Source organism: Promicromonospora aerolata, from assembly GCF_042682255.1.
Taxonomy (GTDB): domain Bacteria; phylum Actinomycetota; class Actinomycetes; order Actinomycetales; family Cellulomonadaceae; genus Promicromonospora; species Promicromonospora aerolata.
This window is the reverse complement of the sequence record NZ_JBHUHF010000001.1, coordinates 4,357,428-4,383,294: the sequence shown is the minus strand read 5'-3', so window position 1 is coordinate 4,383,294 and position 25,867 is coordinate 4,357,428. Positions and strand designations below refer to the sequence as shown.

The 25,867-nt window shown below is 69.5% G+C and carries 24 protein-coding genes, 1 tRNA gene and 1 pseudogene; 9 read left to right on the top strand and 17 right to left on the bottom strand.

The annotated features are described in order from the left end of the window. Positions 1–19: 19 nt before the first annotated feature. Positions 20–1,135 (top strand): bifunctional 2-methylcitrate synthase/citrate synthase, encoded by a 1,116-nt coding sequence (locus tag ACFSL2_RS19605; RefSeq protein ID WP_377199441.1) that lies wholly within the window; start codon positions 20–22, stop codon positions 1,133–1,135. Positions 1,136–1,378: 243 nt separating this feature from the next. Continuing rightward, positions 1,379–2,055 (top strand): annotated as a pseudogene (locus tag ACFSL2_RS19600) (Crp/Fnr family transcriptional regulator). A 21-nt stretch (positions 2,056–2,076) separates the two neighbouring features. Here ACFSL2_RS19600 and ACFSL2_RS19595 read toward each other — a convergent pair. Both ACFSL2_RS19595 and ACFSL2_RS19590 read right to left on the bottom strand, forming a co-directional pair. Then, positions 2,077–3,015 (bottom strand): metallophosphoesterase, encoded by a 939-nt coding sequence (locus ACFSL2_RS19595; RefSeq protein ID WP_377199440.1) that lies wholly within the window; start codon positions 3,013–3,015, stop codon positions 2,077–2,079. Positions 3,016–3,020: 5 nt separating this feature from the next. Further along, the gene (locus ACFSL2_RS19590; protein ID WP_377199439.1) at positions 3,021–5,372 is read right to left on the bottom strand and encodes a transglycosylase domain-containing protein; all 2,352 of its coding nucleotides are present in this window, start codon (positions 5,370–5,372) and stop codon (positions 3,021–3,023) included. Positions 5,373–5,480: 108 nt separating this feature from the next. Between ACFSL2_RS19590 and ACFSL2_RS19585 the strand changes: the two genes are divergently transcribed. The 3 genes from ACFSL2_RS19585 (at position 5,481) to ACFSL2_RS19575 (ending at position 6,318) form a co-directional block, all read left to right on the top strand. Further along, on the top strand, positions 5,481–5,648 hold the full coding sequence (locus ACFSL2_RS19585) for a DUF4177 domain-containing protein (protein ID WP_377199438.1): 168 nt from the start codon (positions 5,481–5,483) through the stop codon (positions 5,646–5,648). Beyond that, positions 5,645–6,112 (top strand): RidA family protein, encoded by a 468-nt coding sequence (locus ACFSL2_RS19580; RefSeq protein ID WP_377199437.1) that lies wholly within the window; start codon positions 5,645–5,647, stop codon positions 6,110–6,112. The genes ACFSL2_RS19585 and ACFSL2_RS19580 overlap by 4 nt, the downstream gene beginning before the upstream one ends. Before the next feature lie 132 nt (positions 6,113–6,244). Then, positions 6,245–6,318: transfer RNA gene (locus ACFSL2_RS19575), tRNA-Pro, on the top strand. A 63-nt stretch (positions 6,319–6,381) separates the two neighbouring features. Here the strand turns inward: ACFSL2_RS19575 and ACFSL2_RS19570 are convergent. Together ACFSL2_RS19570 and ACFSL2_RS19565 are read right to left on the bottom strand one after the other, a co-directional pair. Continuing rightward, positions 6,382–7,581, bottom strand: a complete 1,200-nt coding sequence (locus tag ACFSL2_RS19570; RefSeq protein WP_377196447.1) for an IS481 family transposase — start codon at positions 7,579–7,581, stop codon at positions 6,382–6,384. 262 nt (positions 7,582–7,843) lie between these two features. Beyond that, complete coding sequence (locus tag ACFSL2_RS19565) at positions 7,844–8,353, bottom strand: hypothetical protein (protein WP_377199436.1); 510 nt, start codon at positions 8,351–8,353, stop codon at positions 7,844–7,846. Between the two features lie 667 nt (positions 8,354–9,020). Here ACFSL2_RS19565 and ACFSL2_RS19560 point away from each other — a divergent pair. Both ACFSL2_RS19560 and ACFSL2_RS19555 read left to right on the top strand, forming a co-directional pair. Continuing rightward, the gene (locus tag ACFSL2_RS19560) at positions 9,021–10,547 is read left to right on the top strand and encodes an HNH endonuclease (RefSeq protein ID WP_377200857.1); all 1,527 of its coding nucleotides are present in this window, start codon (positions 9,021–9,023) and stop codon (positions 10,545–10,547) included. Between the two features lie 80 nt (positions 10,548–10,627). Continuing rightward, the gene (locus ACFSL2_RS19555) at positions 10,628–11,863 is read left to right on the top strand and encodes an NAD(P)/FAD-dependent oxidoreductase (RefSeq protein ID WP_377199435.1); all 1,236 of its coding nucleotides are present in this window, start codon (positions 10,628–10,630) and stop codon (positions 11,861–11,863) included. Positions 11,864–11,920: 57 nt separating this feature from the next. Here the strand turns inward: ACFSL2_RS19555 and ACFSL2_RS19550 are convergent, their stop codons facing one another. The 11 genes from ACFSL2_RS19550 to ACFSL2_RS19500 form a co-directional block, all read right to left on the bottom strand. Further along, entirely contained in the window at positions 11,921–13,030 is a 1,110-nt protein-coding gene (locus ACFSL2_RS19550; protein WP_377199434.1) for a 3-deoxy-7-phosphoheptulonate synthase, read from the bottom strand. Between the two features lie 296 nt (positions 13,031–13,326). Beyond that, on the bottom strand, positions 13,327–14,058 hold the full coding sequence (locus ACFSL2_RS19545) for a glutamine amidotransferase (protein ID WP_377199433.1): 732 nt from the start codon (positions 14,056–14,058) through the stop codon (positions 13,327–13,329). 19 nt (positions 14,059–14,077) lie between these two features. Next, positions 14,078–15,010, bottom strand: coding sequence for a bile acid:sodium symporter family protein (locus tag ACFSL2_RS19540; protein ID WP_377199432.1), 933 nt, complete (start codon positions 15,008–15,010; stop codon positions 14,078–14,080). Positions 15,011–15,100: 90 nt separating this feature from the next. Further along, positions 15,101–15,913 (bottom strand): ABC transporter permease, encoded by an 813-nt coding sequence (locus ACFSL2_RS19535; protein WP_377199431.1) that lies wholly within the window; start codon positions 15,911–15,913, stop codon positions 15,101–15,103. Then, positions 15,910–16,914, bottom strand: coding sequence for an ABC transporter ATP-binding protein (locus tag ACFSL2_RS19530; RefSeq protein WP_377199430.1), 1,005 nt, complete (start codon positions 16,912–16,914; stop codon positions 15,910–15,912). The genes ACFSL2_RS19535 and ACFSL2_RS19530 overlap by 4 nt, the downstream gene beginning before the upstream one ends. A gap of 109 nt (positions 16,915–17,023) precedes the next feature. Further along, on the bottom strand, positions 17,024–17,773 hold the full coding sequence (locus ACFSL2_RS19525; RefSeq protein ID WP_377199429.1) for a hypothetical protein: 750 nt from the start codon (positions 17,771–17,773) through the stop codon (positions 17,024–17,026). Further along, positions 17,773–18,726 (bottom strand): ATP-binding cassette domain-containing protein, encoded by a 954-nt coding sequence (locus tag ACFSL2_RS19520; RefSeq protein WP_377199428.1) that lies wholly within the window; start codon positions 18,724–18,726, stop codon positions 17,773–17,775. The genes ACFSL2_RS19525 and ACFSL2_RS19520 overlap by 1 nt, the downstream gene beginning before the upstream one ends. Further along, positions 18,723–19,115, bottom strand: coding sequence for a GntR family transcriptional regulator (locus ACFSL2_RS19515; RefSeq protein ID WP_377199427.1), 393 nt, complete (start codon positions 19,113–19,115; stop codon positions 18,723–18,725). The genes ACFSL2_RS19520 and ACFSL2_RS19515 overlap by 4 nt, the downstream gene beginning before the upstream one ends. A 165-nt stretch (positions 19,116–19,280) precedes the next feature. Further along, the gene (locus ACFSL2_RS19510) at positions 19,281–20,387 is read right to left on the bottom strand and encodes an aspartate-semialdehyde dehydrogenase (RefSeq protein ID WP_377199426.1); all 1,107 of its coding nucleotides are present in this window, start codon (positions 20,385–20,387) and stop codon (positions 19,281–19,283) included. Between the two features lies 1 nt (position 20,388). Then, positions 20,389–21,675, bottom strand: a complete 1,287-nt coding sequence (locus ACFSL2_RS19505; protein ID WP_377199425.1) for an aspartate kinase — start codon at positions 21,673–21,675, stop codon at positions 20,389–20,391. A gap of 117 nt (positions 21,676–21,792) precedes the next feature. Then, positions 21,793–22,563, bottom strand: coding sequence for a TSUP family transporter (locus ACFSL2_RS19500; protein ID WP_377199424.1), 771 nt, complete (start codon positions 22,561–22,563; stop codon positions 21,793–21,795). A 103-nt stretch (positions 22,564–22,666) separates the two neighbouring features. On the opposite strand from ACFSL2_RS19500, the gene recR reads away from it, so the two are divergent. Together recR and ACFSL2_RS19490 are read left to right on the top strand one after the other, a co-directional pair. Beyond that, on the top strand, positions 22,667–23,272 hold the full coding sequence (gene recR, locus ACFSL2_RS19495) for a recombination mediator RecR (protein ID WP_377199423.1): 606 nt from the start codon (positions 22,667–22,669) through the stop codon (positions 23,270–23,272). 11 nt (positions 23,273–23,283) lie between these two features. Beyond that, a complete protein-coding gene (locus ACFSL2_RS19490; protein ID WP_377199422.1) occupies positions 23,284–23,853 on the top strand; it encodes a DUF5063 domain-containing protein in 570 nt (189 codons plus the stop codon). A 26-nt stretch (positions 23,854–23,879) separates the two neighbouring features. On the opposite strand, the gene ACFSL2_RS19485 is transcribed toward ACFSL2_RS19490, so the two are convergent. Both ACFSL2_RS19485 and ACFSL2_RS19480 read right to left on the bottom strand, forming a co-directional pair. Further along, positions 23,880–25,325: a serine hydrolase domain-containing protein gene (locus tag ACFSL2_RS19485; RefSeq protein WP_377199421.1), complete on the bottom strand. Its 1,446-nt coding sequence runs from the start codon at positions 25,323–25,325 to the stop codon at positions 23,880–23,882. An 80-nt stretch (positions 25,326–25,405) separates the two neighbouring features. Further along, positions 25,406–25,858: a GNAT family N-acetyltransferase gene (locus ACFSL2_RS19480; RefSeq protein ID WP_377199420.1), complete on the bottom strand. Its 453-nt coding sequence runs from the start codon at positions 25,856–25,858 to the stop codon at positions 25,406–25,408. Positions 25,859–25,867 lie beyond the last annotated feature (9 nt).

Sequence of the window (25,867 nt, the reverse complement as noted above, 5' to 3'; positions counted from 1 at the left end):
TCGACACGAAGGAGTGCACATGACCGAGACCACGGAGGTCCGCAAGGGCCTGGCCGGCGTCGTCGCTGACACGTCGGCCATCTCGAAGGTCAACCCCGAGACCAACTCGCTGCTGTACCGCGGCTACCCGGTGCAGGAGCTGGCGGCCAAGAAGACCTTCGAGGAGGTCGCCTACCTGCTGTGGCACGGCGAGCTGCCGACGCCCGCACAGCTCACCGAGCAGTCGGCGACCGAGCGGGTGCACCGCGAGCTGCCGGACAACGTCCGGGACGCGATCCTCGAGCTGCCCACCGACTGCCACCCCATGGACGTGTGCCGCACCGCGGTCTCGATCCTGGGTGCCCACGACCCGGCGGCCGAGGACTCCTCGGCCGAGGCGGAGCTCGCCAAGGCACTGCGGCTGTGGGCCGTCCTGCCCGCCGTCGTCGCGCTGGACCAGCGGCGCCGCCGCGGCCAGGAGCTCGTGCACCCGCGCGAGGACCTCGGCTACTCCGCGAACTTCCTGTGGATGACGTTCGGCGAGGAGGCGGAGGCCGCCGTCGTGCAGGCCTTCGAGGCCTCGATGGTGCTGTACGCGGAGCACTCGTTCAACGCCTCCACGTTCACCGCGCGGGTCATCACCTCGACGCTCGCCGACCTGCACTCGGCCGTGACGGGCGCGATCGGTGCCCTCAAGGGCTCGCTGCACGGCGGCGCGAACGAGGCCGTGCAGGCCACCTTCGAGGAGATCGGCACGGCGGACAAGGCCGAGGCCTGGCTCGAGGACGCCCTGACCAACAAGAAGAAGATCATGGGCTTCGGCCACCGGGTCTACAAGAACGGCGACTCGCGGGTGCCGACCATGCGGGCCGTGCTCGGCGACCTGGCCGAGCACTACGGCCAGACCGAGGTGCTCGACCTGTACAACACCCTCGAGAACGCCATGGGCGCGATCAAGAACATCAAGCCGAACCTGGACTACCCGGCGGGCCCCGCGTACCACCTGATGGGTTTCGACACGAACATCTTCACGCCGCTGTTCGTGGCCTCCCGGATCACGGGCTGGACCGCGCACATCATGGAGCAGCGCGCCGCGAACGCGCTGATCCGGCCGGTGTGCGAGTACGTGGGGCAGGAGCAGCGCGAGGTTCCCTGAGAGGGTGGCCAGGACGCCCGTTCCAAAGTCCCAGGTGACACCCCCTAGGATTTATGGACGGGCGTCCTACTTCGCACCGAGCAAAGCCGACATCCGCCCCGAGGCGGACGATCGCGTCGGGCTGCACACCACGCGGGCGCCACGAGACACACCGATAACCCGGCAATCTCGTGACATTGAGGCAGACTGAGAGGTGGAAAAAGACTGATGGACGAAAGTCCCCGACACGTGAGGACACCACTGGTGGACGACGAAGTCGTACTCTCTGCCCCCCTCTTCGCGGACATGGAAGGCGAAGAGACCCGCGCGCTCTTCGAGTCCATGGTGCCCGTGGAGCTGGTCCGGGGTGACGTGCTCTTCCGCGAGGGCGAGCCGGGCGACCGGCTCTACGTCATCGCGCAGGGCAAGATCAAGCTGGGTCGCCGGTCGAGCGATGGCCGCGAGAACCTGCTGTCCATCCTGGGCCCGGGCGAGATGTTCGGTGAGCTCTCCCTGTTCGACCCGGGACCCCGCACCGCTTCGGCCTCGTCCGTGTCGGACTCGGTGGTCTACGAGCTGCGGCACGAGTCGCTCGTGCGCTGGATCGCCGATCATCCGGGGTCGCCACCCAGTTGCTCGGTGCGCTCGCGCGCCGCCTCCGCCGCACCAACGAGACGCTCGCGGACCTCGTGTTCTCCGACGTCCCGGGCCGCGTGGCCAAGGCGCTGCTCGACCTCTCGACGCGCTTCGGCGAGCCGAACGACGACGGCATCCGGGTGGCGCACGACCTCACGCAGGAGGAGCTGGCACAGCTCGTCGGCGCCTCGCGCGAGACGGTGAACAAGGCCCTGGCCGACTTCGCGACCCGCGGCTGGGTGCGCCGCGAGGGCCGCGCCGTCGTGCTGCTGGACCTCGACCGCCTGGAGCGCCGGGCACGCTGACCCCGCCTCGCCGGAGTAGACCTACTTCGGCGAGGCCGTCAGGGTCATCAGCGTCGCCTCCGGGCGGCACGCGAACCGGACCTGCGCATAGGGCGACGTGCCGGCACCCGCCGAGACGTGCAGCCACGTCGAGTCCTCGCCGCCCTCGCGGTCCGGCCGGGCACCGGGCCAGCCGTGCAGCCCGGACGCGCGGACCCGGTCCAGGTCGCAGTTGGTCACGAGCGCCCCGTAGAACGGCAGGCAGAGCTGCCCGCCGTGCGTGTGGCCCGCGATGATGGCGTGGACGCCGTCGTCCTTCAGCTGGTTCAGCACCCGCTGGTACGGCGCGTGCACGACGCCGAGACGCAGCACCGCGTCCTCCTCACCGGGCACGCGACCCGGCTCCGGCATGATGTCGCGCTCGAGGTGCGGATCGTCCATGCCGACCAGCCCGACGGTGCGTCCGTCGCGCAGCTCGACGAGACCACGGCGGTTGTCCAGGTCGACCCAGCCGGCCTCGGTGAAAGCCTTGGCGAGCGACTCCGAGGGCAGCGGCACCTTGTCCTCGCGCTCCACACGAGCGTCCGAAAGCAGATACCGGGCCGGGTTCTTGAACGTTGGCGCGAAGTAGTCGTTCGACCCCATGACGAACGCCCCGGGGACGTCCATCAGCTGGTCCAGGACGTCGAGGAGCGGGGCCAGCGACTGCGCATGCCCGAAGTTGTCCCCCGTGTTGATCACGAGGTCGGGCTCGAGCGCGGCCAGCGACCGGACCCAGGCCTGCTTGGTGCGCTGACTCGGCGTGAGGTGCAGGTCGGAGACGTGCAGCACGCGGATCGGCCGCTGTCCCGGGGGCAGCACGGGCACGGTCACGCGCCGCACACGGAAGAGCTTGGTCTCCACGTGCGCGTACGCCAGCCCGGCGGCGGCGACGCCCCCGGCGATTCCGAGAGCCTTGCCGACGTTACCCAGGGTGCCCATACAGATCAGTCGTTCCCGTTCCCGTTGCCGCCGCCGTTGCCGCCGCCGTTACCGTTGCCGTTCTCACTGCCGCCGGAGTCACCGGAGCCGGAGTTACCTGAATCACCCGAGTCGGAGTCTCCTGAGTCAGAGTCTCCCGAGTCGGAGTCCCCGGTGTCGTCCGTGTCCGGCTTCGGCGGCGTCGGCACCTGGCCGACGAGGTCGGGGTCGGCCGGGGGGAAGTTCTTGACCGGCAGTCCGACGACGGCCTGGTCCATGTACGCCTTCCACGTCGGTGCGGCGATCTCGCCACCATAGAGGGCTTTGTAGAGCTCACCCTTCACGTAGAAGTCGAAGTGCTCGAAGTCGCCGTTCGACTCCCCTACCCAGACGGAGGTCGAGAGGTTCGGGGTGTATCCGGTGAACCAGCTCTGGTAGGCGCCGTTCGTCGTACCCGTCTTGCCGGCCACCGGACGACCGTCGCTCAGACCGCCGCCGAGCTTCCATGCAGTACCCGTCGAGCCGAACACCTTGGTCATCGCGTAGGCGACGGTATTCGCCACCTCGGGCTCGAGCGTCTGCTTGCAGTCCTTCCCGGGCACCTCCAGCTTCTCACCGTCTCGCTTCCGCACCTCAAGGATCGCGATCGGCTTGCAGTAGGTGCCACCGCTGGCGAACGTCGCGTACGCCGCCGCCTGGTAGACAGGCGTCGTCGACTGCGTGCCCAGGACCATCGGTGCGAACACGTCGATGTCCGACTTCTTCGGGACGTCGATGGTCCGGTACTCGGGGTCGGACGACGTCGTCGGCCGGAAGCCCACGTCCCACGCGGTGCTTGCTACGTCGCAGAGGTTCAGCTCGTGCGACATACGGGCGTACACGGTGTTGAGCGACTGATAGGTGCCCGTGAGCACGTCCGTCATGCCGCTCGTCGACCCCTCGACGTTTCCTACGTTCCACGCGTCGTTGGCCAGGCCTTGCTTGCAGGGCTGGACCTTGAAGGACGACGACAATGCCGAGAACGGATTGGCGCTGATCGGGTCGCGCAGCTGACGGCCAGAGCGCAACCACTCCGCCAGGAGGAACGGCTTGAAGTTCGATCCCAGTTGGAACCCGCTCGATCCGCCGTGCGAGAAGTCCGCAGAGTAGTTCACCGAGGTATGCCGCGGCTCGGGCTCAGCGCTCGGATCGTAGGGGATGTTCTGTGCCATCGACAGGATCTTTCCCGTACCGGGTTCGACCGAGGTGATCGCGGCCTCGAGCTGGCTCGGGTCGTCCGCCGGGACGGACGCTGTAATCGTCTCCTCGGCGGCACGCTGCTTCTTCTTGTCCAGCGTGGTGACGATCTTGAGGCCACCGCGGTAGAGCAGGTCCTGGCGGTCGGCCCTGGTCTTCCCGAACTCGGGGCTGGCCATGACCTCCTTGATGACGTAGTCGCAGAAGAACGCGGCGCCCTTGGCGGACTCGCACCCGACGTCGAGCGGCTGGACGTCGAGCGAGTCCTTCAGCTTGGTCTCGAATGCCTCGTCCCGTTCCTCGGTGGTGATGTAGCCGAGCTGCCACATCTTGCCGATCACGAGGTCGCGCCGTACCGAGGCGTCCTTGGGGTTCTCCACCGGGTCGAACGCGTTCGGGGACTTGGTGATACCGGCGATCGTCGCGGCCTCGACCACCGACAGGTCCTTGGCGGACTTGTTGAAGTAGTGCCGAGAGGCGGTCTCCACGCCGTACACGCTCCGGCCGAACTGCGCGATGTTGAGATAGCCCTCGAGGATCTCGTCCTTGGACATCTGCTTCTCGAGCGCGATGGCGAGCTTCGCCTCGCGGAGCTTGCGCGTGAGCGAGCCCTCGCTGGCCTCCAGCACGCCGAACGTGTCGCCCGAGCGGTCGGCCTCCTCGATGAGCACGTTCTTCACGTACTGCTGCGTGAGGGTCGAGGCGCCCTCGGTCGCGCCACCACCGAAGTTCTTCACCGCGGCGCGCGAGATGCCCTCGGGGTCCACGCCACCGTGGTTGTAGAAGCGCTCGTCCTCGATGGAGATGACGGCGTTCTTCATGTTGTCCGACACCTTGTCGAGCGGCACGACGATGCGGTTCTGCGCGTAGAACGTCGCGAGCTTCGTCTTGCCGTCGCTCGCGTAGATCTGCGACTGCTCCGACAGCGGCCCAGGCACCAGCTCCGCGGGCACTTCCTCGAACACTTCGACGCCCGTGTCGACGGCGGTGTCCACGCCAGAGGCCAGTGGAATCACCAGTCCGGCCGCGATCACACCACCGGCGCCTGCAGTGAGCACGAATGCGAGTAGGAGTCCGATGAGCTGCGCGGCGGGAATGGTCCGGGTGATCCGGCGCGGCTCGCGAGGGTTCGCCATGGCCATGGGCCCAGGTTACGGGGTGTCCCTGACAGAGCGCGCCGAAACGCGATCCACCGGTGTGCAGGTCTCGTGCGGAATCGCCGTCGCCGATCGCGGGCTAGCATCGGCGCTATGGCAACGAAGTGGGAATACGCGACGATCCCCCTCCTCATTCACAACACCAAGGCGATCCTCGACCAGTGGGGCTCGGACGGCTGGGAGCTCGTGCAGGTGGTCCCCGGCCCCGACGGCACCGGACTGGTCGCCTACCTCAAGCGGCCGACGGACGGAGACGCATGAGCCACGAGACTCGCCTCGCCGAGCTGGGCATCACGCTCCCCGAGGTGGCGGCGCCGGTCGCGGCATACGTCCCGGCAGTGCGGACGGGCAACTACATCTACACCTCCGGCCAGCTGCCGTTCACCGCAGGCACCCTGCCGGCCACCGGCAAGGTCGGTGAGGGTGACGGCCTGGTCTCCCCGGACGACGCCCAGGTGTACGCACGCACCTGTGCCCTCAACGCGCTCGCCGCCGTCCGATCGGTCACGGGGTCGCTCGATGCGATCGCCCGGGTCATCAAGGTCGTCGGGTTCGTCGCGAGCGATCCGGCATTCACCGGCCAGCCCGCGGTCATCAACGGCGCCAGCTCCGTGCTCGGCGAGATCTTCGGCGACGCCGGAGTGCATGCGCGCTCGGCCGTCGGGGTGACGGTTCTCCCGCTGGACTCGCCGGTCGAGCTGGAGCTCGTCGTCGAGCTGGTGTAGCCCTTCCGCAGCGGCCCGGGACGGACGTGATCGGACCCACTGTCGATTCGGTTTCCGTTCCGGGCCATCCGTCGGCTATTCTGAGCAGGCTTCCGCGGGAAGGCCTTGTGCCTGTCGTGCGGTGGACTCCATCGGGGTGTGGCGCAGCTTGGTAGCGCGCTTCGTTCGGGACGAAGAGGTCGCAGGTTCAAATCCTGTCACCCCGACCGTGTGATGTCGCAGGACATCGGAATGGCCTGAACCTACGAATCGTAGGTTCAGGCCATTCGTCATTTCCGGGTAGGGCCGGGTGGTCGGCCGGTGCCCTGGTAGATCCGGGTCGGGTCGAGTGTGAGGTCGCGGAGGATTTCACCGGTGGCTGCGTTGATGATCCGGATGTCGAGGTCCTGGACCAAGGCCAGGACGTAGGTTCGGGCGTAGGTCTTGCCGATCCCGATCCGGTAGAGCGTGCCGTTGTGGCGCAGGGTGATGGTTCCGGCGGTCGAGACGCGGTCGTGGCGGACGCGGTCGTGGGTATCGGTGGTGCGGTCGGTGTTCGGGGTCGCCTTCGGGCGGGCCTGGTAGGCGGTGGCCGGGGTCTGGCGGTGCGGCAGTGACCGGTGTGGGCGCCGGTGGTTGTACTCGTCGACGAAGGTGTCGATCAGTGTTTGCAGCTCTGTGGTCGTCGTCGGCTGGATCGGCTGGGCGCGGAGCCATTTCTTCATGGTCTGCTGGAAGCGTTCGACCTTGCCCTGGGTGGTGGGGTGGTTCGGGCGGCCGTTCTTCTGGACGATGTTCAGGCGGCGTAGCTCGTGCTGGAGGTGGTTGCGTCCACCGCGGCCGCCGGCGTAGCGGACGGTGTAGACCATGCCGTTGTCGGTCAGCACCGAAGCGGGGTGTCCGTGCTGCTCACAGGCCTTGCGGAACGTGTGCAGCACGACGGGTGCGGTGACGCGCTGGTGAGCGCTGGCGTGCAGCACGTAGCGGGAGTGGTCGTCCAGCCAGGTGATGATCTCGGCGTCGGTGCCGGGAGTGCCGTCGGGTCGGGTGAGCCGGTAGTGGGTGAAGTCGGACTGCCAGGTCTCGTTCGGCTGGTCGGCCTGGAATCGGAGGTAGGAGGACCGGGGGCGTTTCCTGGGTTCGGGGGTGATGGTGCCTTCGCGGGTCAGGATCCGGTGGACGGTGGCCCGGGAGACGGTGGTCTGGTGGTGGTGGGTCAGGTGCCACACGATCGTGTCGGCGCCGGCGTCCAGGCCCTGCTCGGTCAGACGCTTGCGTAGTCGCAGGATCTGTTCCACGACAGCAGGTGGGGTCGCGTTCGGTGTGGTGTGCGGGCGGCGAGACCGGGTCTCGAAGGCGGCGTCACCCTCGGCCGCGTAGCGGGCCATGAGTCGTGAGACCCAGCCCTGCGAGACGCCGTAGCGGCGGGCGGTCTCGGACTGCGACGAACCGGCCAGCACGGCCGTGATCACGAGCTTCCTGATGGACATGACCGGGGTGTACCGGCCGCGGGATGCCGATGTCTTGAGACACGCCTATTCCGATGACCCGAGACACCCCATTCCGATGTCCTGAGATCACACACTGTCACCCCGACCAGTGGATTACGGCCCTGACCAGCATTTATGTTGGTCAGGGCCGTTCGCGTTCCCTGGCACCGAGGCTCAAACCCTCCACTGCTGCACTACGGATCAGCGCGGCGACGGTATCTCTACGATTTCGACGCCTAGGGCAGCGGCACTGCTGCTGGTGCTATGTCCCCGTACCGTGCTTCTCGGCTACTCCGGGCACACGCTTCGCGCCTGCCCAGCGATGCACGCGCCAAGCGAGAACGACCTCGATCCCGATGAGTAGGATTGACACGGCCGGCGCTAGGATCCACGTCTTCTCACCAGGAAGATAGACCACCTGAGGGTCGGCGAACCTGTCGCTGTGCAGTGTTGGGTGAACAGGTTCGGGCGGAGCGTCTCCTTCCTCGGAGCCCAGGCTGTCGTCAAGGTGAACGTCGCGCAGAACGCGGCCGTCAACGTCGGAAACCCACGTGCCGTTCCACGTGCAGATCACCGTGGTGACTCTGTGCCGCGAGCAATGCTGTTCGACGGGCGTGAATGTTCCGGTTTCACCGCCATGCTCCGCTTCCCAGCTATTCACTGCGCCGAAGACTCCAGACGCCGCTGTGACGAGGACTCCGGCCGTCAGGAGGACATACACGACAACCTCCACGACGGTGACACCGATTCGTCGCAGCCTCCCGCTAGCCATGGCCGCAACCTACCCGGTCAGCCATGTCTCCGGCCCCGTGATGAATCTCCTTGCTGTCTCAAGGCACGCCGGTGAACAGGACGTCCTTGCGGGCTCGCTTGGCCAGCAGCCGGTAGGCCTTGCGTAGCCGGTCGCGGGTGTACCACCACGTCTGTCCGGGTCGAGTCCAGGACGGGACCGCCGCGACGTGGACGACGTGCCGGTAGGTGCGTTGCCGGGGTCAGGTGCCCCTCAGCCTGCGCACGCCGGACGGCGTCGGGCCGTGACCGTGTCGAGAAAGACCTGCAGTCGTGCACCGCCATCCGGTCTTTCCCGCGTTCGTGGTGTCGTTGCGCTTGACCCGCCCACCGCATACACGACACCCACGCCGAGGTCCAGCACCCTGTGCAGCCATGCCCCCAGGGCATAACGAACCCCGATTTACGGCATCCGACCAGCCTCAAGACCCCGTCAGCAGACACACATCCTTGCCGCTAACCCGCTTTTCCACAGGATCTCGGTTCGAGAAGCGATTCGTACACGTGTGCGATACATTGATGCCATGACGCGAAGTGCCAACCAGCCACCACCGAAAGTCGGCGGGCAGCTCTCGCCGGCTCCGGTCGGCGTGGACGGCACGATCGCCCACGTCGCAGAAGTCCAGGCTGTCCGTGAGCGGCTCGCGAACATGATCCTCCCAGGTGCTACCGACATGACCGGGCCGGCGCAGCAGCAGGTCCAGGCCGAGTGGGTGGACCTGCTCGGTGAGCTGGAGGCCCTGAAGAACACTGCAGCGGCCGCTCAGGCGCGGCTCGCCGTCGCACTGGAGCAGGCCACTCGGTCCGATGAGGCCCGGCAGGGTATCCGCGCCGAGCGGCGGGGCCGTGGCGTACCGAGCCAGGTGGGGGCAGCGATGCAGTCCAGCCCACATGGGGGTGGTTCGTTCCTGGGCACTGCCCGGGCGTGGGTCACTGAGATGCCGTACACGTTCGATGCCCTGCGCACCGGTGTGCTCTCGCAGTGGCGCGCGACGCTCATGGTGCGCGAGACCGCTCACCTCTCGGCTGAGCATCGCGCCCGGATCGACGAGGAAGTCTGCGGACCGGCGCACCGGGCTGCGCTGGCCCGCATGGGCACCAAGCGACTGATCGCGAAGGTCAAGGAGCTCGCCGCTCGGTTCGATGTCGACGCGTGCGTCAAGCGCAACGCGAAGGCGGTCTCCGAGCGCTGCGTCTCCGTCCGTCCCGCTCCGGACCTGATGGTGTACCTGACCGCTCTGGTGCCGATGCAGCAGGGAGTGCAGGCCTACGCCCGTCTCAAGAAGGAGGCCGAGTCGGCCAGGGCCACCGGAGACGAGCGCGGCACGGGGCAGATCATGGCCGACACCCTGGTCGAGCGCATCACCGGGCGCGAGCCCGGCAAGGCGGACGACGTCCCGGTCACGATCAACCTGCTCGTCTCCGACCAGACGCTCCTGACCGGCGGCGACCTGACCAGCACTGACCTGACCAGCACCGACCCGACGGGCAGCGGCGGCCAGCCGGGCACGGAGCAGCCCGCCGACCAGCCCGCCGTCGTCGTCGAGGGAGCTGCTGCGGGTGCTGGAACGGTCCCGGGACCGGTGGCACGAGCCCTCGTCGCGCACGCGATCGACGCCGATGCGGCGTGGTTGCGCGCGATCTATGTCGACCCCCGCGGACGGCTGTTGGCCACGACATCGACCTCCAGGTTCCACCCGCCGGGTCTCTCCGCCCTGTTGCGTGCCCGCGAACAGGGCATCTGCGCCACCGCCTGGTGCGACGCCCCGGTACGGCACATCGACCACGTCACCCCGCACGCCGACGGCGGCCGGACCAGCCTCGACAACGGACAAGGCCTGTGCGTCCGTTGCAATCACGCCAAGCAGGCACCCGGCTGGACACAGCACCCGACGGATGTCGAAGGGCGGCACGCCGTGGAGACGATCACGCCCACCGGGCACGCCTACACCACCGTCGTGCCCGTTCCACCGAAACCCGTCCGCGAGTCCGCACCGGAATGGACCACGGCCACCGGAACGGCCGGCCCCGGGCCCGGGCGCATCCCCCGCAGCCGGTACAGCCTCGGCTGCGGCGTTCCACGGCGCAGGGGAACGGTCGCATACCGGCCTCCTGGACGGCGTCGGGCACCTGGCCGGCTGCCTCGGGCCGACCTGACGTGGGCACATCCGCGCTGAGCTGAGGGTTTCCCCAGCGCTCGTGCCCGCCTCGCCCTCCGGTGCGAGACTGGGACCTCAGCGAGCACGGGAGGCACCTGATGGATCCGTACGTCCTCGTAGGTGGCGGGCTGACCACGGCCCGCGCCGCTGAAGCGCTGCGCGCCGGCGGTTACGACGGCGACCTGATGGTCGTCACCACCGAACCCCACCATCCGTACGAGCGACCACCGCTGAGCAAGGACTACCTGCGTGGCGAGTCGGAACGCGACGTCGTCTTCCCGCTCGACGAGGCCTGGTACCGCGAGCACGACGTCGTCGTCCGCACCGGCGAGACGGTCGTCGGACTGGACCCCGCCGGCCACGTGCTCACGCTGTCCGACGGCGACACGCTCGCCTTCTCGAAGGTGCTGCTCGCTCCTGGCTCCACGCCGCGCACCCTCGACCTGCCCGGCGGTGACCTCGCCGGGGTCCACTACCTGCGCACCATCGACGACTCCGACCGCATCTCCAGCAGGCTCCTCGAGGCGTCGTTGGAAGGGGTGGGACGGATCGTCGTGATCGGCGACGGGTGGATCGGGCTGGAGGTGGCGGCGTCGGCCCGCACCCTCGGGCTGGATGTCACGGTCATCGGCGACGGCCCGCACCCGCTCGGGCGGGTGCTCGGGGCCGAGATGAGCGACTTCTACGCCGGGGTCCACCGTGAGCACGAGGTGCGTCTGGTCCGTAGTGCGAGGGTTACGGCACTGCGTGGCGTGGACGGCCGGGTGACCGGCGTCGACCTGGCGGACGGCACCCACCTCGGTGCCGACGTCGTCGTGATCGGTGTGGGTGCCACACCGAACGTCGGCCTCGCGGAGGCCGCGGGCCTGGACCTCCGGCCCACCGCGCTGGGTGGCGGGATCGTCGTGGACGGCACCCTCGCGACATCGCACCCCGACATCTTCGCCGGGGGCGACGTGGCAAGCATCCCGTCCGCGCACTACGGACGCCCGCTCCGGGTGGAGCACTGGGCGGTAGCCCAGGAGACCGGCGCGCATGCCGGCCGCGCCATGCTCGGCGCGACCGACCCGTACGACAAGCTGCCGTACTTCTACAGCGACCAGTACGACGTCGGCATGGAGTACACCGGCTGGGTGGACGTCCAGGCCGGCTACGACGACGTGGTGGTCTCCGGCGACGCCCGCAAGCGGGAGTTCGTGGCGTTCTGGCGCGTCGACGGGCTGGTCGTGGCGGGGATGGCGGTGAACGTGTGGGAACAGATGGAGCGGGTCGAGGAACTGATCAGGTCTCGGCGGAAGGTGTCGACGGCGGAGCTGGAGGGCTTCGCCGGCTGACCAGTGGTGTCCGGGTGGTCGAGCCTGCCGCGTGGCGACAGGCTCGACCAGCGAGACTCAGCCCCGGCGCTCCCGAACGGCCTTGGCCAGCTCGCGGAGCAGGTCCTCGGTGGTGTCCCAGTCCATGCACTTGTCGGTGACCGACTGGCCGTACGTGAGCTCGGACAGCGGCGCCGGCTTCTGCGCCCCGGCCACGAGGAAGCTCTCCATCATCAGACCCGTGATGCCGTGCTCGCCGTCGGCGATGCGGTTGGCGATCTCGTGCACGACGCCGGCCTGGCGCACATGGTCCTTGCCGGAGTTGCCGTGGCTCGCGTCGACGATCACCCCGTTCTCGACGGCGCCGCCCAGGCCAGAGCCCCGGGCCACGCGCAGCGCGTCGGTGATGTGCTCGGGCGAGTAGTTGGGGCCGGAGCGGCCGCCGCGCAGGATCACGTGGCAGTCCGGGTTGCCGGTGGTCTCGACCGCTGCGGCGCGCCCTTCGCCGTCGGCCCCGAAGAAGGTGTGCTCGCTCGCCGCGGTGACACAGCCGTCCACCGCGATCTGCACGTCGCCGTCGGTCGCGTTCTTGAACCCGACCGGCATCGACAGACCGGAGGCCAGCTGCCGGTGCACCTGCGACTCCACGTTGCGGGCACCGATCGCGCCCCAGGTCACGGCGTCGGCGATGTACTGGGGACTGGTCGGCTCGAGGAACTCGGCTCCCGCCGGCACCCCCGCGTCGAGCACCCCCAGCAGCACCTCGCGGGCGAGGTTCAGACCGTGCCGCACGTCGTGCGAACCGTCCAGGTGCGGGTCGTTGATGAGGCCCTTCCAACCCACGGTGGTACGCGGCTTCTCGAAGTACACCCGCATGACGACGACCAGGTCGTCGGACAGCTCACGCCGGAGCGTCGCGAGCCGGGCGGCGTAGTCGAGCGCGGCGGCCGGGTCGTGGACCGAGCACGGGCCCACGATCGTCAGCAGGCGGTCGTCGTCGCCGGCCAGGACGTCGCGCACCTCGCGGCGGGACGTCGTGACGAGGTCGCTGCGGGCGGTGCCGAGCGGCATCGACTCCAGCAGACCGTTCGGGGCGGGCAGCGGGTCGAGAGCGCGGATGCGCAGGTCGGAGGTGCGGGTACCGAGGTCGGATGCCTCGGTGCTGGGTTCCGCAGGGGTGATGCTCATCGGGATCGGGGCTCCTGGTAGGCGGGTCTGGTTCGAAGGAACCGGACGGCCCGCCACCGACTCCTGGTCCGGAGCGGCCCGTCTGGCAAAGACGAAGGGCCTGGACGCGATCGGCGTCCCAGGCCCTGGCTCCGGGTGGAAAGTTGGTCAGGCGAGCGCCCGCCGAGCTCCACCAGGAGCCGACGTAAAGCGCCAATACCAACGGATGTCCACGGCCAAAACGGTAGCCGGACCCCAGCGGGCTGTCCACCGGGTACCAGGATGCGGTCGATCACAGTCCTGCTCTCCCCGGGCAGCTACCGGGCGTACCGCTCCACGAAGGCCCGCAGGATGCGCATCGGCTCGGCGACGGTCACGGCGACGACCCGCTCGCGCACCAGCTCCGCCTCCTCGCTCGGGAAGTAGCCGTAGTCCCGGTAGACGACGATCCGCTGCTGCATCCCCACGACGTCCAGCTCCGGGTGGAACTGCGTGGCGTACAGGTTCTGCTTGATCCGGAACATCTGGACCGGGCAGTCGGCCGAGGAGGCGAGCAGCACCGCATGGTCCGGCAGCTTGCGCACCGCCTCCTTGTGACCCACGTACGCCGGGAACGTCGGCAGCACCCCGTCCAGCAGGGGGTCCGACGCCGCGTCCGGGGTGAGCTCCACGACGACCGGTCCCGGCGGCTCCCCGTAGGTGCTGTCGATCACCGCCCCCTGGTGCGCACCCAGCGTGCCGACGCCGTAGCAGGCGCCGAGGAACGGGAAGTCGCGCGCGACGAGCTCGTCGAGCAGCACCGCGAGCTCCGCCTCGACGCGCCGCTGCACCGGCCCCTTCTTGTCCGCGGGATCCGAGGAGTTGAACGGCCCGCCACCGACGAGCACGCCCGAGTAGTCGTCGAGGTTCACCGCCGGCAGCGGCTCGCGCTCGAGGCGTACCCGGTGCAGCTGCTCCGGTTCGAGTCCGCCGTACTGGCAGAACGCCGCGTACTCGCCGTCCGCGGCGATGTCCTCGCCGCGCGTCGCCAGCAGCAGGAACGGCTTCATGACAAGAGAGTAGGCGAGATCAGCGCGTCTCGGAACGGCGAGCCCACCACGTTGCCAGACCCGCCCCGGACAGGTTGTGCCACACCGAGAACAGCGCCGCGGGCAGGGCGGCCGCCGGGGTGAAGTGGGTGGCCGCGAGGCTCGCGGCGAGACCGGAGTTCTGCATGCCGACCTCGACGCTCACCGCCCGGCGCGCGGCCCGGTCCAGGCGCGCCGCCTTGGCGGCGCCGTACCCGAGCAGGAGCCCGAGCAGGTTGTGCGTGATGACGGCGAGCGCCAGGAGCAGGCCGGTCGAGAGCACCGTCTGGGCGTTGGCGGCCACGACGCCGAGTACGACGAGCACGATGCCGCCCACGGAGACCAGCGGCAGGTAGGGCAGCACCCTCTCGACGTACCTTCCGGCGACGGTACGGACCACCAGGCCTGCGAGCACCGGCACGAGCACCACCTGGACGATCGAGCCGAACAGGTCCATGAACCCGACGTCGAGGGTCTCGTCGGCGAGCCACAGGATGAGTGCGGGCGTGAGGAACGGAGCGAGCACGGTGGAGATCGCGGTCATCGTCACGGACAGGGCGGTGTCGCCCTTGCCGAGGTAGACGATCACGTTGGAGGCCGTGCCTCCGGGGGCCGACCCGACGAGGACCATGCCGAGCATCGCCATGCCGGTGAGGCCGTAGATGCCGCCGACGCCCCACGCGAGCAGCGGCATGACGAGGAACTGCGCGACGACGCCGATCAGCACCGCCCAGGGCCGCTTGGCGACGAGCGCGAAGTCGCGGCCCTGCAGGGTGAGGCCCATGCCGAACATGATGATCCCGAGGAAGAGCGGGATGTGGCCGGCGAGCGGCGCCAGCTGTGCCGGCGCGAGCAGGCCTGCCACACCACCCAGCAGTACCAGTACGGCGAACCAGCGCCCGGCGAGCTCGGCGATCTTCCGCAGCGTTCCCATGTGTGTTCCTCTCCCGCGTGTCACCTCGACATCGGCCGGGTCACGATAGACCCGGCCCGGCCGCAGCCTGGGCCGGGTCCCGTCAGGTGGTCACTCCCAGCGGAAGAGCTTCACCCCGAGAGGGAAGAGCACCAGCGTCCATGCGGCCAGCACGAGCACCTGTGCCAGCGGGAAGCCCTCGGTGCCGAACCAGCCGGTGGTCAGCCCCTGGGCCGACGCGCCGAGCGGCAGGTAGAGGCCGATCTCGCGCATCCAGTCGGGCATGACGTCCAGCGGCACCCACACGCCGGAGAACATCAGGGACGGGAAGTAGATCAGCATCCCGAGGCCCGAGGCCGTGGCCCCCTTCTCCGCCCGTGCTGCGACCAGCATCCCGAGGGAGAACATGGCGGTCGTCGACAGCACCAGGACGAGGAGGACGGTCAGCGGGTCGGCCGCGAACGGGACCCCGAGGACCACCATGCCGCCGACCACTGCGGCCCCGGCCGACACGAACAGGGCCAGCACGTTGATCACCAGGTGCGCGCCGATCAGGTTCTGCGGTGGCATGGGAGTGGTCGAGAGCCGCTTCAGGATGCCCTTCTCGCGGAACGTGGCGAACTGGACGGGCATGGTGGTCAGGGCGATCGTCCCCACGGCCAGGGCGATGATGGTGGGCAGGTAGCTGGTGACGCCCGGTGCCTCGTTCCAGGGCGGCGGGGCGTCGGTCATCGGCTGGGAGAAGTCGGGGATGGCGAGTCCGAGGCCGAGCAGCAGCAGGCTCGGGAAGACCAGCGCGAAGAACACGGCGGTCGGTTCGCGCAACCACACCTTGAGCTCGGTGACGAGCAGGGTCCGGAAGGCGCGGGCCCCCGCCCCGGCGCGGCCCGTCCGTACGGACACTGCGGTTCCCAGGGCGGTCATGCCGCCACCTCCTCGTTCTCGTCCACTCGGTAGGCGCGTCCGGTGACCTGCACGAACACGTCCTCAAGGGTGCGTTCGAGCGTGCGCACGTCGTCGGGGACCACGTCGGCCGCCGCGAGCGTCTGGACCACGGCGAACAGCACCTTGTGGGTCCCGGTCACCTCGATCTCGTCGCCGACCGGGACGGCGGCGGTCACGTCGTCGTCCCGGTCGGCGAGGGCGGTGAGCAGCGCGGTGGCACCGGCGCGGGCACCGGCGTCGGCGAACCGGAGCCGGACGCCCCGGTCACCTTCGAGCCCTTCGATCAGGGCGGACGGCGTGCCCTGGGCGACCACGCGTCCGCCGTCGATCACGACGAGCCGGTCGCAGAGCCGTTCGGCCTCGTCCATGAAGTGGGTGACCAGCAGGACGGTCACGCCGGAGTCTCGGACCTTCTCCACGAGGTCCCAGGTGGCGCGGCGTGCCGCGGGGTCGAGGCCGGTGGTGAGCTCGTCGAGGATCGCGACCTGCGGCTTGCCGACCAGGGCGAGTGCGATCGACAGCCGCTGCTTCTGCCCACCGGACAGCTTGGCGAACTGCTGGTCGCGGTGCGCGGTCAGGTCGAGCAGGTCCAGGAGCTCGGCGGGGTCGGCACGATGCGTGTAGAACGAGCCGAAGACGTCGAGCGCCTCGCCCACCGTGATCTTGTCGTGCAGGGCGGCTTCCTGGAGCTGCACGCCGACGTGCTCACGGACCGACGTCGGGTCGGCCTGGGGGTCGTGCCCCAGCACCCGGACGGTGCCACCGTCGGCGTGCCGGAGCCCCGAGACGCACTCCACCGTAGTGGTCTTGCCGGCGCCGTTGGGGCCGAGGATCCCGAAGATCTCGCCGCGTGCCACCTGGAACGACACATCGGTGACGGCAGTCTTGGGGACACCACCACGACGGGCGGCCGGGTAGGTCTTGCGCAGATGGCCGACCTCGACGACGGGTGCGTCGGCGTCAGGCTGGGGAGTTGCCATGGTGCCTCACCTTCTGTGGACAAGTCTGTGGATAAGTCCGCTGGCGTACGCACGGACGGAACTGTGGACAAAGCTGTGGACAAGTGCGGGGCGGGTGGTCGGCCGTCGATCAGCCGAGCGTCGGGCGCAGCGGCATGTCGCGGTAGAAGCGGTCGACGCCGAAGGCCGCGACCGCCACGGCCAGCACGCCGCCGCAGAGCCCGAGGAGGGCGCGGCCCGGCCCGGCGTCGACGAGGGTTTCCCAGCCGAAGACGTAGCCGGTATGCACGCACCAGTCGACGAAGATGACGAGAGCCAGCAGGGCCAGGATCCAGAAGCTGCCGCCCCACGCCCCGAAGCGCTGGTAGCCCGCGGGCAGCATCGCTCCGGCGAGGATGTAGGTGGCGATCACGAGGGCCTCGCCCGCGACGGTGACGACGAAGCTGCCCTCGGGCACCAGTCCCTGGCTGAACTGCCAGTCCCAGCCGACCGCGCCCCAGGCCAGCCGCTCGACCAGCAGCAGCAGCGCCAAAAGGAGCCCGGTCGACAACCCGGCGAGCACGGCGGCCCGGATCAGCCCGTTGACGAACGCACGCCGGGTACCGCCCGCGGCGAGGTGGAGGGGCAGCGTCGCGACGCCGAGGATCAGGCCCATCGTGAACATGAACCACCGCGCGGAGCCGATGGTGTACTGCAGCGCGCTGCCCTCCATGCCACCGAACCGGGCCTGGATCACGGCGATCACGATGCTGGCGACGACGACCGCGACCCAGAACCAGGCGCCGGCCTGCAGCATGCCGCGCAGGAACACCTTCTCGGCCGCGCGGCTGGAGCGTTGGTGGGCGAGCCGCCCACGCTCCTCGAGGATGGTGCCCGTCATCAGTCGGTCTCCTTCGGTGCGGTGGTGCGGGTGAGATGGACGAACAGGTCCTGCAGCGGGACGGCGCCGACCTGCACGCCGGAGTCGGCGGCCTCCGCCTCTTCCCGTTCGGTGAGCGCGCCCTCGAGCGTGACCATGACGGTGGGGCCCAGCTCCTGGCGGTGCAGCACCCGGTGCCCGGCGGCCAGGTGGTCGACGGCGGCGGCGCTCCCCGTGAGGCTCGTGCCCCTGGCCCGCATGTCGTCGGCCGGCTCGGCGAGCAGCACCCGGCCACGGTCGACGACCACCACGTGCTCGAAGAGCCGCTCGGACTCCTCGACGAGGTGGCTGGACAGGATGATCGTGCGGGGATGCTCCGCGTAGTCCTTGAGCAGCTCGTCGTAGAACGCGTAGCGCGTCGGCGCGTCCATGCCGAGGTACACCTCGTCGAAGATGGTCAGCGGTGCCCGGGCGGCCAGGCCGATCGTGGCGCCGAGCGCCGAGCGCTTGCCGCGGGACAGCGCCGCGGGTGTCTTCTCGACATCGATCTCGAACAGGTCCAGCAGCCGGTCCGCGTAGTCGGAGTCCCACTCGGGCCGCATGGTGGCGTAGTGCTTGAGCGTGGTGCTGACGTCCTCCTCGGCCATGACGTCGCCGCTCTCGCGGACGAGCTGGACGCCTGACAGGATCGCCGGGTTCTCCCACGGGTCCTGCTCCTGCCCCTCCGGCCCGACCCGGACACGGCCGGCGGTCGGACGGCGGAACCCGGCCAGCAGGCCGAGCAGGCTGGTCTTTCCCGCGCCGTTCCGGCCGAGGAGGCCCGTGATGGCGCCGGCAGGGAACACGCAGGTGGCGCCGTCGAGCGCGACACCGCCCGCCTCCTTCGCCACCGTGCCCTGCTGCGTCATCCGCCACGAGGCGCGGTAGCGCACGCCGACGTCGTCGAAATGGGCGCCGAACGGGTCGAGGCTCATCGCTTCTCCTTCTTGACGGTCCGCGCGCCGGAGTGCGGGGCGCGGCCGAGGATGTGGTCGACGATGTCGCCGACGGGGATGTCGAGGACCTCGGCCTGGGCCAGCGCCGGGTCGAGCACCTCGTCGAAGTAGCGCGTGCGGTGGTCGGCGAGCAGCTGCTGCCGAGCGCCGGGCGCGACGAACATGCCCAGTCCGCGCCGCTTGTAGAGGATGCCCTCCTCGACCAGCCCGGAGAACGCCTTGGCGGCCGTCGCGGGATTGATGCGGAAGGTGGTCGCGAACTGCGTGGTGGACATGACCTGCTCCTCCTCGCCGAGCTCGCCGGAGAGCACCTGCGCGCGGATCCACGTAGCGATCTGCACATAGATGGGCTCTGGTCCGTCGAACATGTCTCGGTCCTGACGTTCAGTGGTTCGTTACTTGACCAATGAACCACATGACCCCTCCCCGGCGCAAGCAGTCCGGGTACACCGGGACCGTCCGGGTACGCAAAGAGGGGCGGGGCAGCGTGCGTGTGCACACTGCCCCGCCCCTCCTGGCGGTCGTCGGGCCGGCTACGTGTCGGCCGGCTCCGCCGCGTCTAGCGTCTGCAGCTCGGCCAGGTCTGCCGCGATGAGCTCGGCGATCTGGATGGTGTTCAGCGCTGCCCCCTTGCGGAGGTTGTCGTTGCTGACGAAGAGGACCAGGCCACGACCGTCCGGCACCGACTGGTCCGTGCGGATGCGACCCACCAGGGACGGGTCGACGCCGGCCGCGGCGAGCGGCGTCGGGACGTCGGCCAGCTGGACCCCGGGAGCGTCGGCCAGCAGCTTGCGGGCCTCGTCCGGGGTGATCGGCCGCTCGAACTCCGCGTGGATCGACAGCGAGTGACCGGTGAACACCGGCACCCGCACGCAGGTCCCGGCCACGGCCAGACCCGGCAGGCCCAGGATCTTGCGCGACTCGTTGCGCAGCTTCTGCTCCTCGTCGGTCTCGCCCGAGCCGTCGTCGACCAGGTTGCCGGCCAGCGGGAGCACGTTGAACGCGATGGGCTCGACGTACGCCTTGGGGTCGGGCAGGTCCACGGACCGGCCGTCGTGCACGAGACCTTCGAGCTGCTGCTCGGCACCGGAACGCACCTGCCCGGCCAGCTCGTCCACCCCGGCCAGCCCGGAACCGGACACCGCCTGGTAGGTCGCCACGCGCAGCCGCTCCAGGCCCGCCGCCTTCGCCAGCGGCGAGAGCACCGGCATCGCGGCCATCGTGGTGCAGTTCGGGTTCGCCACGATGCCCTTGACCGCTTCCTCGAGCGCCTCCGGGTTCACCTCGGAGACGACGAGCGGAACCTCGGGGTCGAGGCGCCAGGCCGACGAGTTGTCGACGACCAGGGCGCCCGCCTCGGCGAACCGCGGCGCGTGCTCGCGCGACGTGCCACCGCCCGCGGAGAAGAGGGCGATGTCGATGTCGGCGAGGTCGGCCGTGGCCGTCGCGGCGACATCCTCCAACGGGACGTCCACGCCGTCGAACGGCAGGGTGGTGCCGGCCGAACGGGCGGACGCGAAGTACCGCACCGAGGCCACGGGGAAGTCTCGCTCCTCCAGCAGGCGGCGCATCACGGCACCCACCTGACCGGTGGCGCCGACGACGGCGAGGTGTACGCCCTGATCAGAGATGGTGGTCATGTCAGCGCCCCGTTCCCGCGTAGACGACGGCCTCGCCGTCGGCGCCGTCGAGCCCGAACGCGGTGTGCACGGCGCGCACGGCGTCGTCCAGCGAGTCCGCGCGAGTCACTACCGAGATGCGGATCTCCGAGGTGGAGATCATCTCGATGTTGATCCCTGCGTCCCGCAGCGCGGCGAAGAGCCGGGCCGAGACACCGGGGTGCGACTTCATGCCCGCGCCCACCAGCGACAGCTTGCCGATCTGGTCGTCGAACTGCAGCGAGTCGAAGCCGAGCTCCGCCTGCACGGCGGTCAGTGCCGCCATCGTGGCGGGGCCGTCCGAGCCGGGCAGCGTGAAGGAGATGTCGGTCAGGCCGGTGGACGCCGCCGACACGTTCTGCACGATCATGTCGATGTTCGCGCCCGTGCGGGCGACGACCTCGAAGATGCGCGAGGCCGATCCCGGCACGTCCGGCACGTCGACGACGGTGATCTTGGACTCGGAACGGTCGTGCGCCACACCGGAGATGATCGCGGCTTCCATGGTGCTCTCCTTCAACTTCTGGGGCTTCATTTCCTCGGAGCTCACGCGCGTGCCGTCGTGCGCGCTGAACGAGCTGCGCACGTGCATCGGCACGTTGTACCGGCGCGCGTACTCCACGCTGCGCAGCGCGAGCACCTTGGCGCCGCTGGCCGCGAGCTCGAGCATCTCCTCGTAGGAGGCCCACTCGATCTTCCGGGCGTTGGGCACGATGCGCGGGTCGGCGGTGAACACGCCGTCGACGTCCGTGTAGATCTCGCACACGTCGGCGTCCAGGCCGGCCGCGAGCGCCACGGCCGTCGTGTCGGAGCCGCCGCGGCCGAGCGTGGTGACGTCGTTCGTGGACTTGGTGACTCCCTGGAAGCCGGCCACGATCGCCACCTGGCCCTTGTTCAGGGTCTCGCGGATGCGATGCGGTACGACGTCGACGATCCGTGCCCGCCCGTGCACCGCGTCGGTGATGAGGCCGGCCTGCTGGCCCGTGTAGGACTTGGCCTTCACGCCGAGGTTCGTGATCGCCATCGCGAGGAGCGACATGGAGATGCGCTCGCCCGCGGTGAGGAGGATATCGAGCTCCCGCTTGGGCGGGAGCGGGGTGATCTGCTGTGCGAGGTCGAGGAGCTCGTCGGTGGTGTCGCCCATGGCGCTCACCACCACGACCACGTCGTTACCTGCTCGCTTTGCTTCGGCGATCCGCTTGGCGACACGCTTCACGCTGCGCGCGTCTCCGACCGAGGATCCGCCGTACTTCTGCACGACAAGTGCCATGCGCCTGCCTTCCGTTGCCGGCCGCCGTCTTTCTCAACGGTCCGCCGGGTGGTTGGGTTTGCGGGTCGATGGTACGTGCTTGGCCATCCCAGGGGTAGCCCGTCCCACGTCGTGGGCTCAGGCCAGGACGTCCCAGGCCAGCCGGGCGATCAGGGCGCCGACCACGAGGACGAACACCACCCGGACGAACTTTGATCCCTTGGCCACCGCCATCCGGGCGCCGATGTAGGCCCCGACCAGGTTGGCCAGCCCCATACCGAGGCCGAGGGTCCAGATGACGGCGCCGCTCGGGACGAAGAAGATCAGCGCACCGAGGTTGGTCGCGAAGTTCACGATCTTCGCGATGGCCGACGCCGGGAGGAACGAGTAGCCGAGGGCGCTGACCAGGCTGATGACCAGGAACGTTCCCGTTCCGGGGCCGAGCAGCCCGTCGTACGCGCCGATGAGCAGGCCGATGAGCGCGGCGATCCGCTTGTGCCCGTTGCCGACCCAGCGCAGGTTGTCGTGCTGGCCGACGTTCGGCTTGAGCAGCGTCCAGGCCAGCACGCCGACGAGCACCACGAGGATTATCGGCTTGAAGAGCTCGGCCGGGATGTGGGACGCGCCGATCGCGCCGCCGAACGCGCCGGCCAGGGCCGCGAGCGCCATCGGGCCGGCGGTGTGCAGGTCGGGCTGGACGCGCCGGTAGTAGGTGATGGCGCTGGTGGAGGTGCCCATGATGCTGCCGAGCTTGTTGGTCGCCAGGGCTTGGACGGGGCTGATCCCCGGGACGAGCAGCAGCGCGGGCAGCTGGATCAGACCGCCGCCGCCCACGACGGCGTCGACCCACCCGGCGGCGAATCCGGCGAGCAGGAGGAGGACGATGGTGAGGAGATCGAGTTCGGGCACGGACGTATTGTGCCTAGAGCCTGGTACCGCGGCGGACGGTGACCGGGGAACGCACCAGCCGTCGCGGCCCGCGTGTCGGTGCCGACCCGTAGGCTGACCTCTTGTGTACGAAGGCGCGGTCCAAGACCTGATCGACGAGCTCGGCCGGCTTCCCGGCGTCGGGCCCAAGAGCGCGCAACGCATCGCGTTCCACCTGCTCGCGACCGACGACCAGGAGGTCAAGCGGCTGGTCGACGCGCTCACCGAGGTGAAGCTGCGCGTCCAGTTCTGCGAGCTGTGCGGCAACGTGGCGGAGGCGGAGCGCTGCCGTGTCTGTCTCGACCCACGGCGCAGCGACGATGTGATCTGTGTCGTGGAGGAGCCGAAGGACGTGGTCGCCATCGAGCGCACCCGCGAGTTCCGCGGCCGCTACCACGTGCTCGGCGGAGCCATCAATCCCATCGAGAACGTCGGCCCGGACGACCTGCGCATCAGCGAGCTCCTGTCGCGGCTGGCGGACGGGACGGTGCAGGAGGTCATCCTCGCCACCGACCCGAACGTCGAGGGAGAGGCCACGGCGACCTATCTTTCCCGACTGATGGCCCACATGGGTATCACTGTCTCGCGGCTGGCCTCGGGTCTGCCCGTGGGTGGAGACTTGGAGTACGCGGACGAGGTGACGCTCGGCCGCGCGTTCGAAGGCCGCCGTGTCATCGGTAACGACAAGTAGGTGGGATCACGATGAGTGAGATAGCCCCCGGGTCGGACCTCAGCGAGGTCTCGGACCAGGTGTCCGCACAGGCACGGACGTTCCTGTCGACGGTGACCCAGGTGGCGTCCGGCGGGATGCCGGGGGCGGAGCTCTCGCTGCTCGTCCTCGCGTCGTCGGACCTGCTGGCCGCCGGTGCGCGCCTCGCCGCGATCGTGGACGTGGTGCCCAAGGAACGCTACGAGCCGGACGCCGGCCCCGACACCGATCTCGATCCGCTGCGCGAGGCCCTGTCCAAGATGTTCGACGGGTTCGACGACTACATCGAGGTGGTGGACCCGGTGCTCGGCGACGAGGTGGGCCAGGCGTCCCTGTCCGGTGACCTCGCGTGCGTCGCGGAGGCGCTGGCCAAGGGCCTGCAGCACTTCGACAGCGGCCACGAGCTCGAGGCCCTGTGGTGGTGGCAGTTCTCCTACTTCTCGATCTGGGGCGAGCGCGCGGCGTCCGCCCTGCGGGTGCTGCAGGGGCTGTTGGCGCACGTGCGCCTCGATGTGGAGGACGACGTGGCCGCCGAGGCGGAGTACGACGCGCTCCACTCCTGACCGGGGCTGACCACCCCTCGCCGCGGTCAGCCCCGGCGAGCCTTGCCCCGGACGTCCAGCAGGCCGCGCTCGCCGAAGGCGACGTTGCGGTCGATCACCACGGCCACCTCCGCACCGGAGAACCGCAGCTCCAGGCACCACTCGAACGGGGTGCCGAGGAACACCATCCGGCCGCGCAGCGTCGACTCGTCGACCCAGGCGGCGGAGGTCGCGACATCGGCCGGCGCCCCGAGGAGGGAACAGGTTCCTGGGCTCCATTCCCCGTGCCCGAACCGCACGAAGTGGTCCAGTCCCCCGATCGTGAAGGCGATCTCGGTCCGTCCGTACGCGTCGCGGCCCAGCGTGAGGGCGCTGACGTCGCGCGGGTTCGGCTCGAGCTCGTAGGTCACGCCCCGCAACGACTCCTCGATCGGGGTCGACGCTGCCCCGTCCGGAGTCCGCAACGCCGGCCGGAACGGGGCAGTGGCGTCCGGGCCGTCGAGCGCCAGGGCCCCGGCGGAGCGGCCGGTCCAGGCGCCGTCGGGCAGCAGCGTGTCCCACACGACGTCGAGCACCGACTGCAGGTCCGAGAGGCCCGACGTCATGGTGATCACCAGGTCCTTCTCCGGCCAGACCACGATGTACTGCCCGAACGCCCCGTCTGCCCGGTAGACGCCGTGCCGGCACTGCCAGAACTGGTAGCCGTAACCCTGGTTCCACTCCGGCCAGTCGTGCGGGCCGTTCGGCACCTGCTTCGCCGTGGCCGCCGCCACCCACTCGGCCGGTACGAGCTGCTCTCCCTCCCATACCCCGCCCTGGAGGTAGAGCTGCCCGAACGCCGCCATCTCCTCCGTGGTGATCGACAACCCGAACCCTCCGGTGTCGATGCCGTCCGGGTCCTGCTCCCACGCGGCGTGGGTGATGCCGAGCGGCGCCAGCAGACGTGGCGTCAGGTAGTCGAGCAGCCGCTGGCCCGTGAGCCGGTGCAGGATCGCCGACAGCAGGTAGGTCGCACCCGTGTTGTACACGAAGTGCGTGCCCGGCTCGTGCTCCACGGGCTGCGCCAGGATGGCACGGGCCCAGCGGGAACCCGGCAGGGAGATCGTGCGGTCGATGCCCTCCATCGTCGAGGCGCTGTGGCCGGTCGTCATGGTCAGCAGGTCACGCACGCGCATCGCACGGAGGTGGTCGCTCGGGTCGGCGGGGAGGTCGTCCGGCAGGAGGTCGACCACGTGGTCGTCCACGGTGAGGAGCCCTTCGTGGACAGCCATCCCGACCGCGGTCGCCGTGAAGCTCTTGCTCACCGAGAACATCGTGTGGGGGCGGTCCGCGGTGTGCGGATGCCACCAGCTCTCGGCGATCACGTGCCCGTGCCGCAGCACCATCACGCTGTGCACGTCCTCGAGGCGGTCCAGGCGGTCGACGAGGAGCCGCACCGCTGCGGGGTCGACCCCCTCGGCCTGCGGGGTAGAGCGGGTCAGGATCCGAGACATGCTGCGGCACGTCCTTTCGGTCGGCGACGCAACATTGTTTCGCACCGCGTACGACGCCGGAAGCGGAGCCCGCCATACGGTCAGCCCAGCAGGAGCTCTCCCGCTACCTGGTCGAACACGACGCTCCCCGTCTTGCGGAAGCCGCAGCGCAGGTAGAACTCCTCGGGCCCGTCCGGGCCCGGGACCCAGAGCACCGTGATGCGGTCGAGCCCTCGCCGGCGAGCCTCCTCGGCCACCTGCTCCACGGCGAACCTGCCCACGCCGCGCCTCCGCGCTTCCCGGGCCACATTGAGACGCCAGATCCCCGCACGGAACTCCGGGACCTCCTCGGCCGGGTTCCAGTTCGCCATCACGAAGCCGACCACGTCGTCGCCGTCGAGGACCACCCTGGGCCACGCGGTGGGATTGACGTAGGCCTCGGCCACCGACCAGGCGACCGGTGACACCGGTTCCACGTCGTTCGCCTGCGGGGGCAGCCCGAGAGCTGCCGGAAGATTGTCCACGGTGAGCTCCACGAGCTGCAGGTCGGCCATGCCAGAACC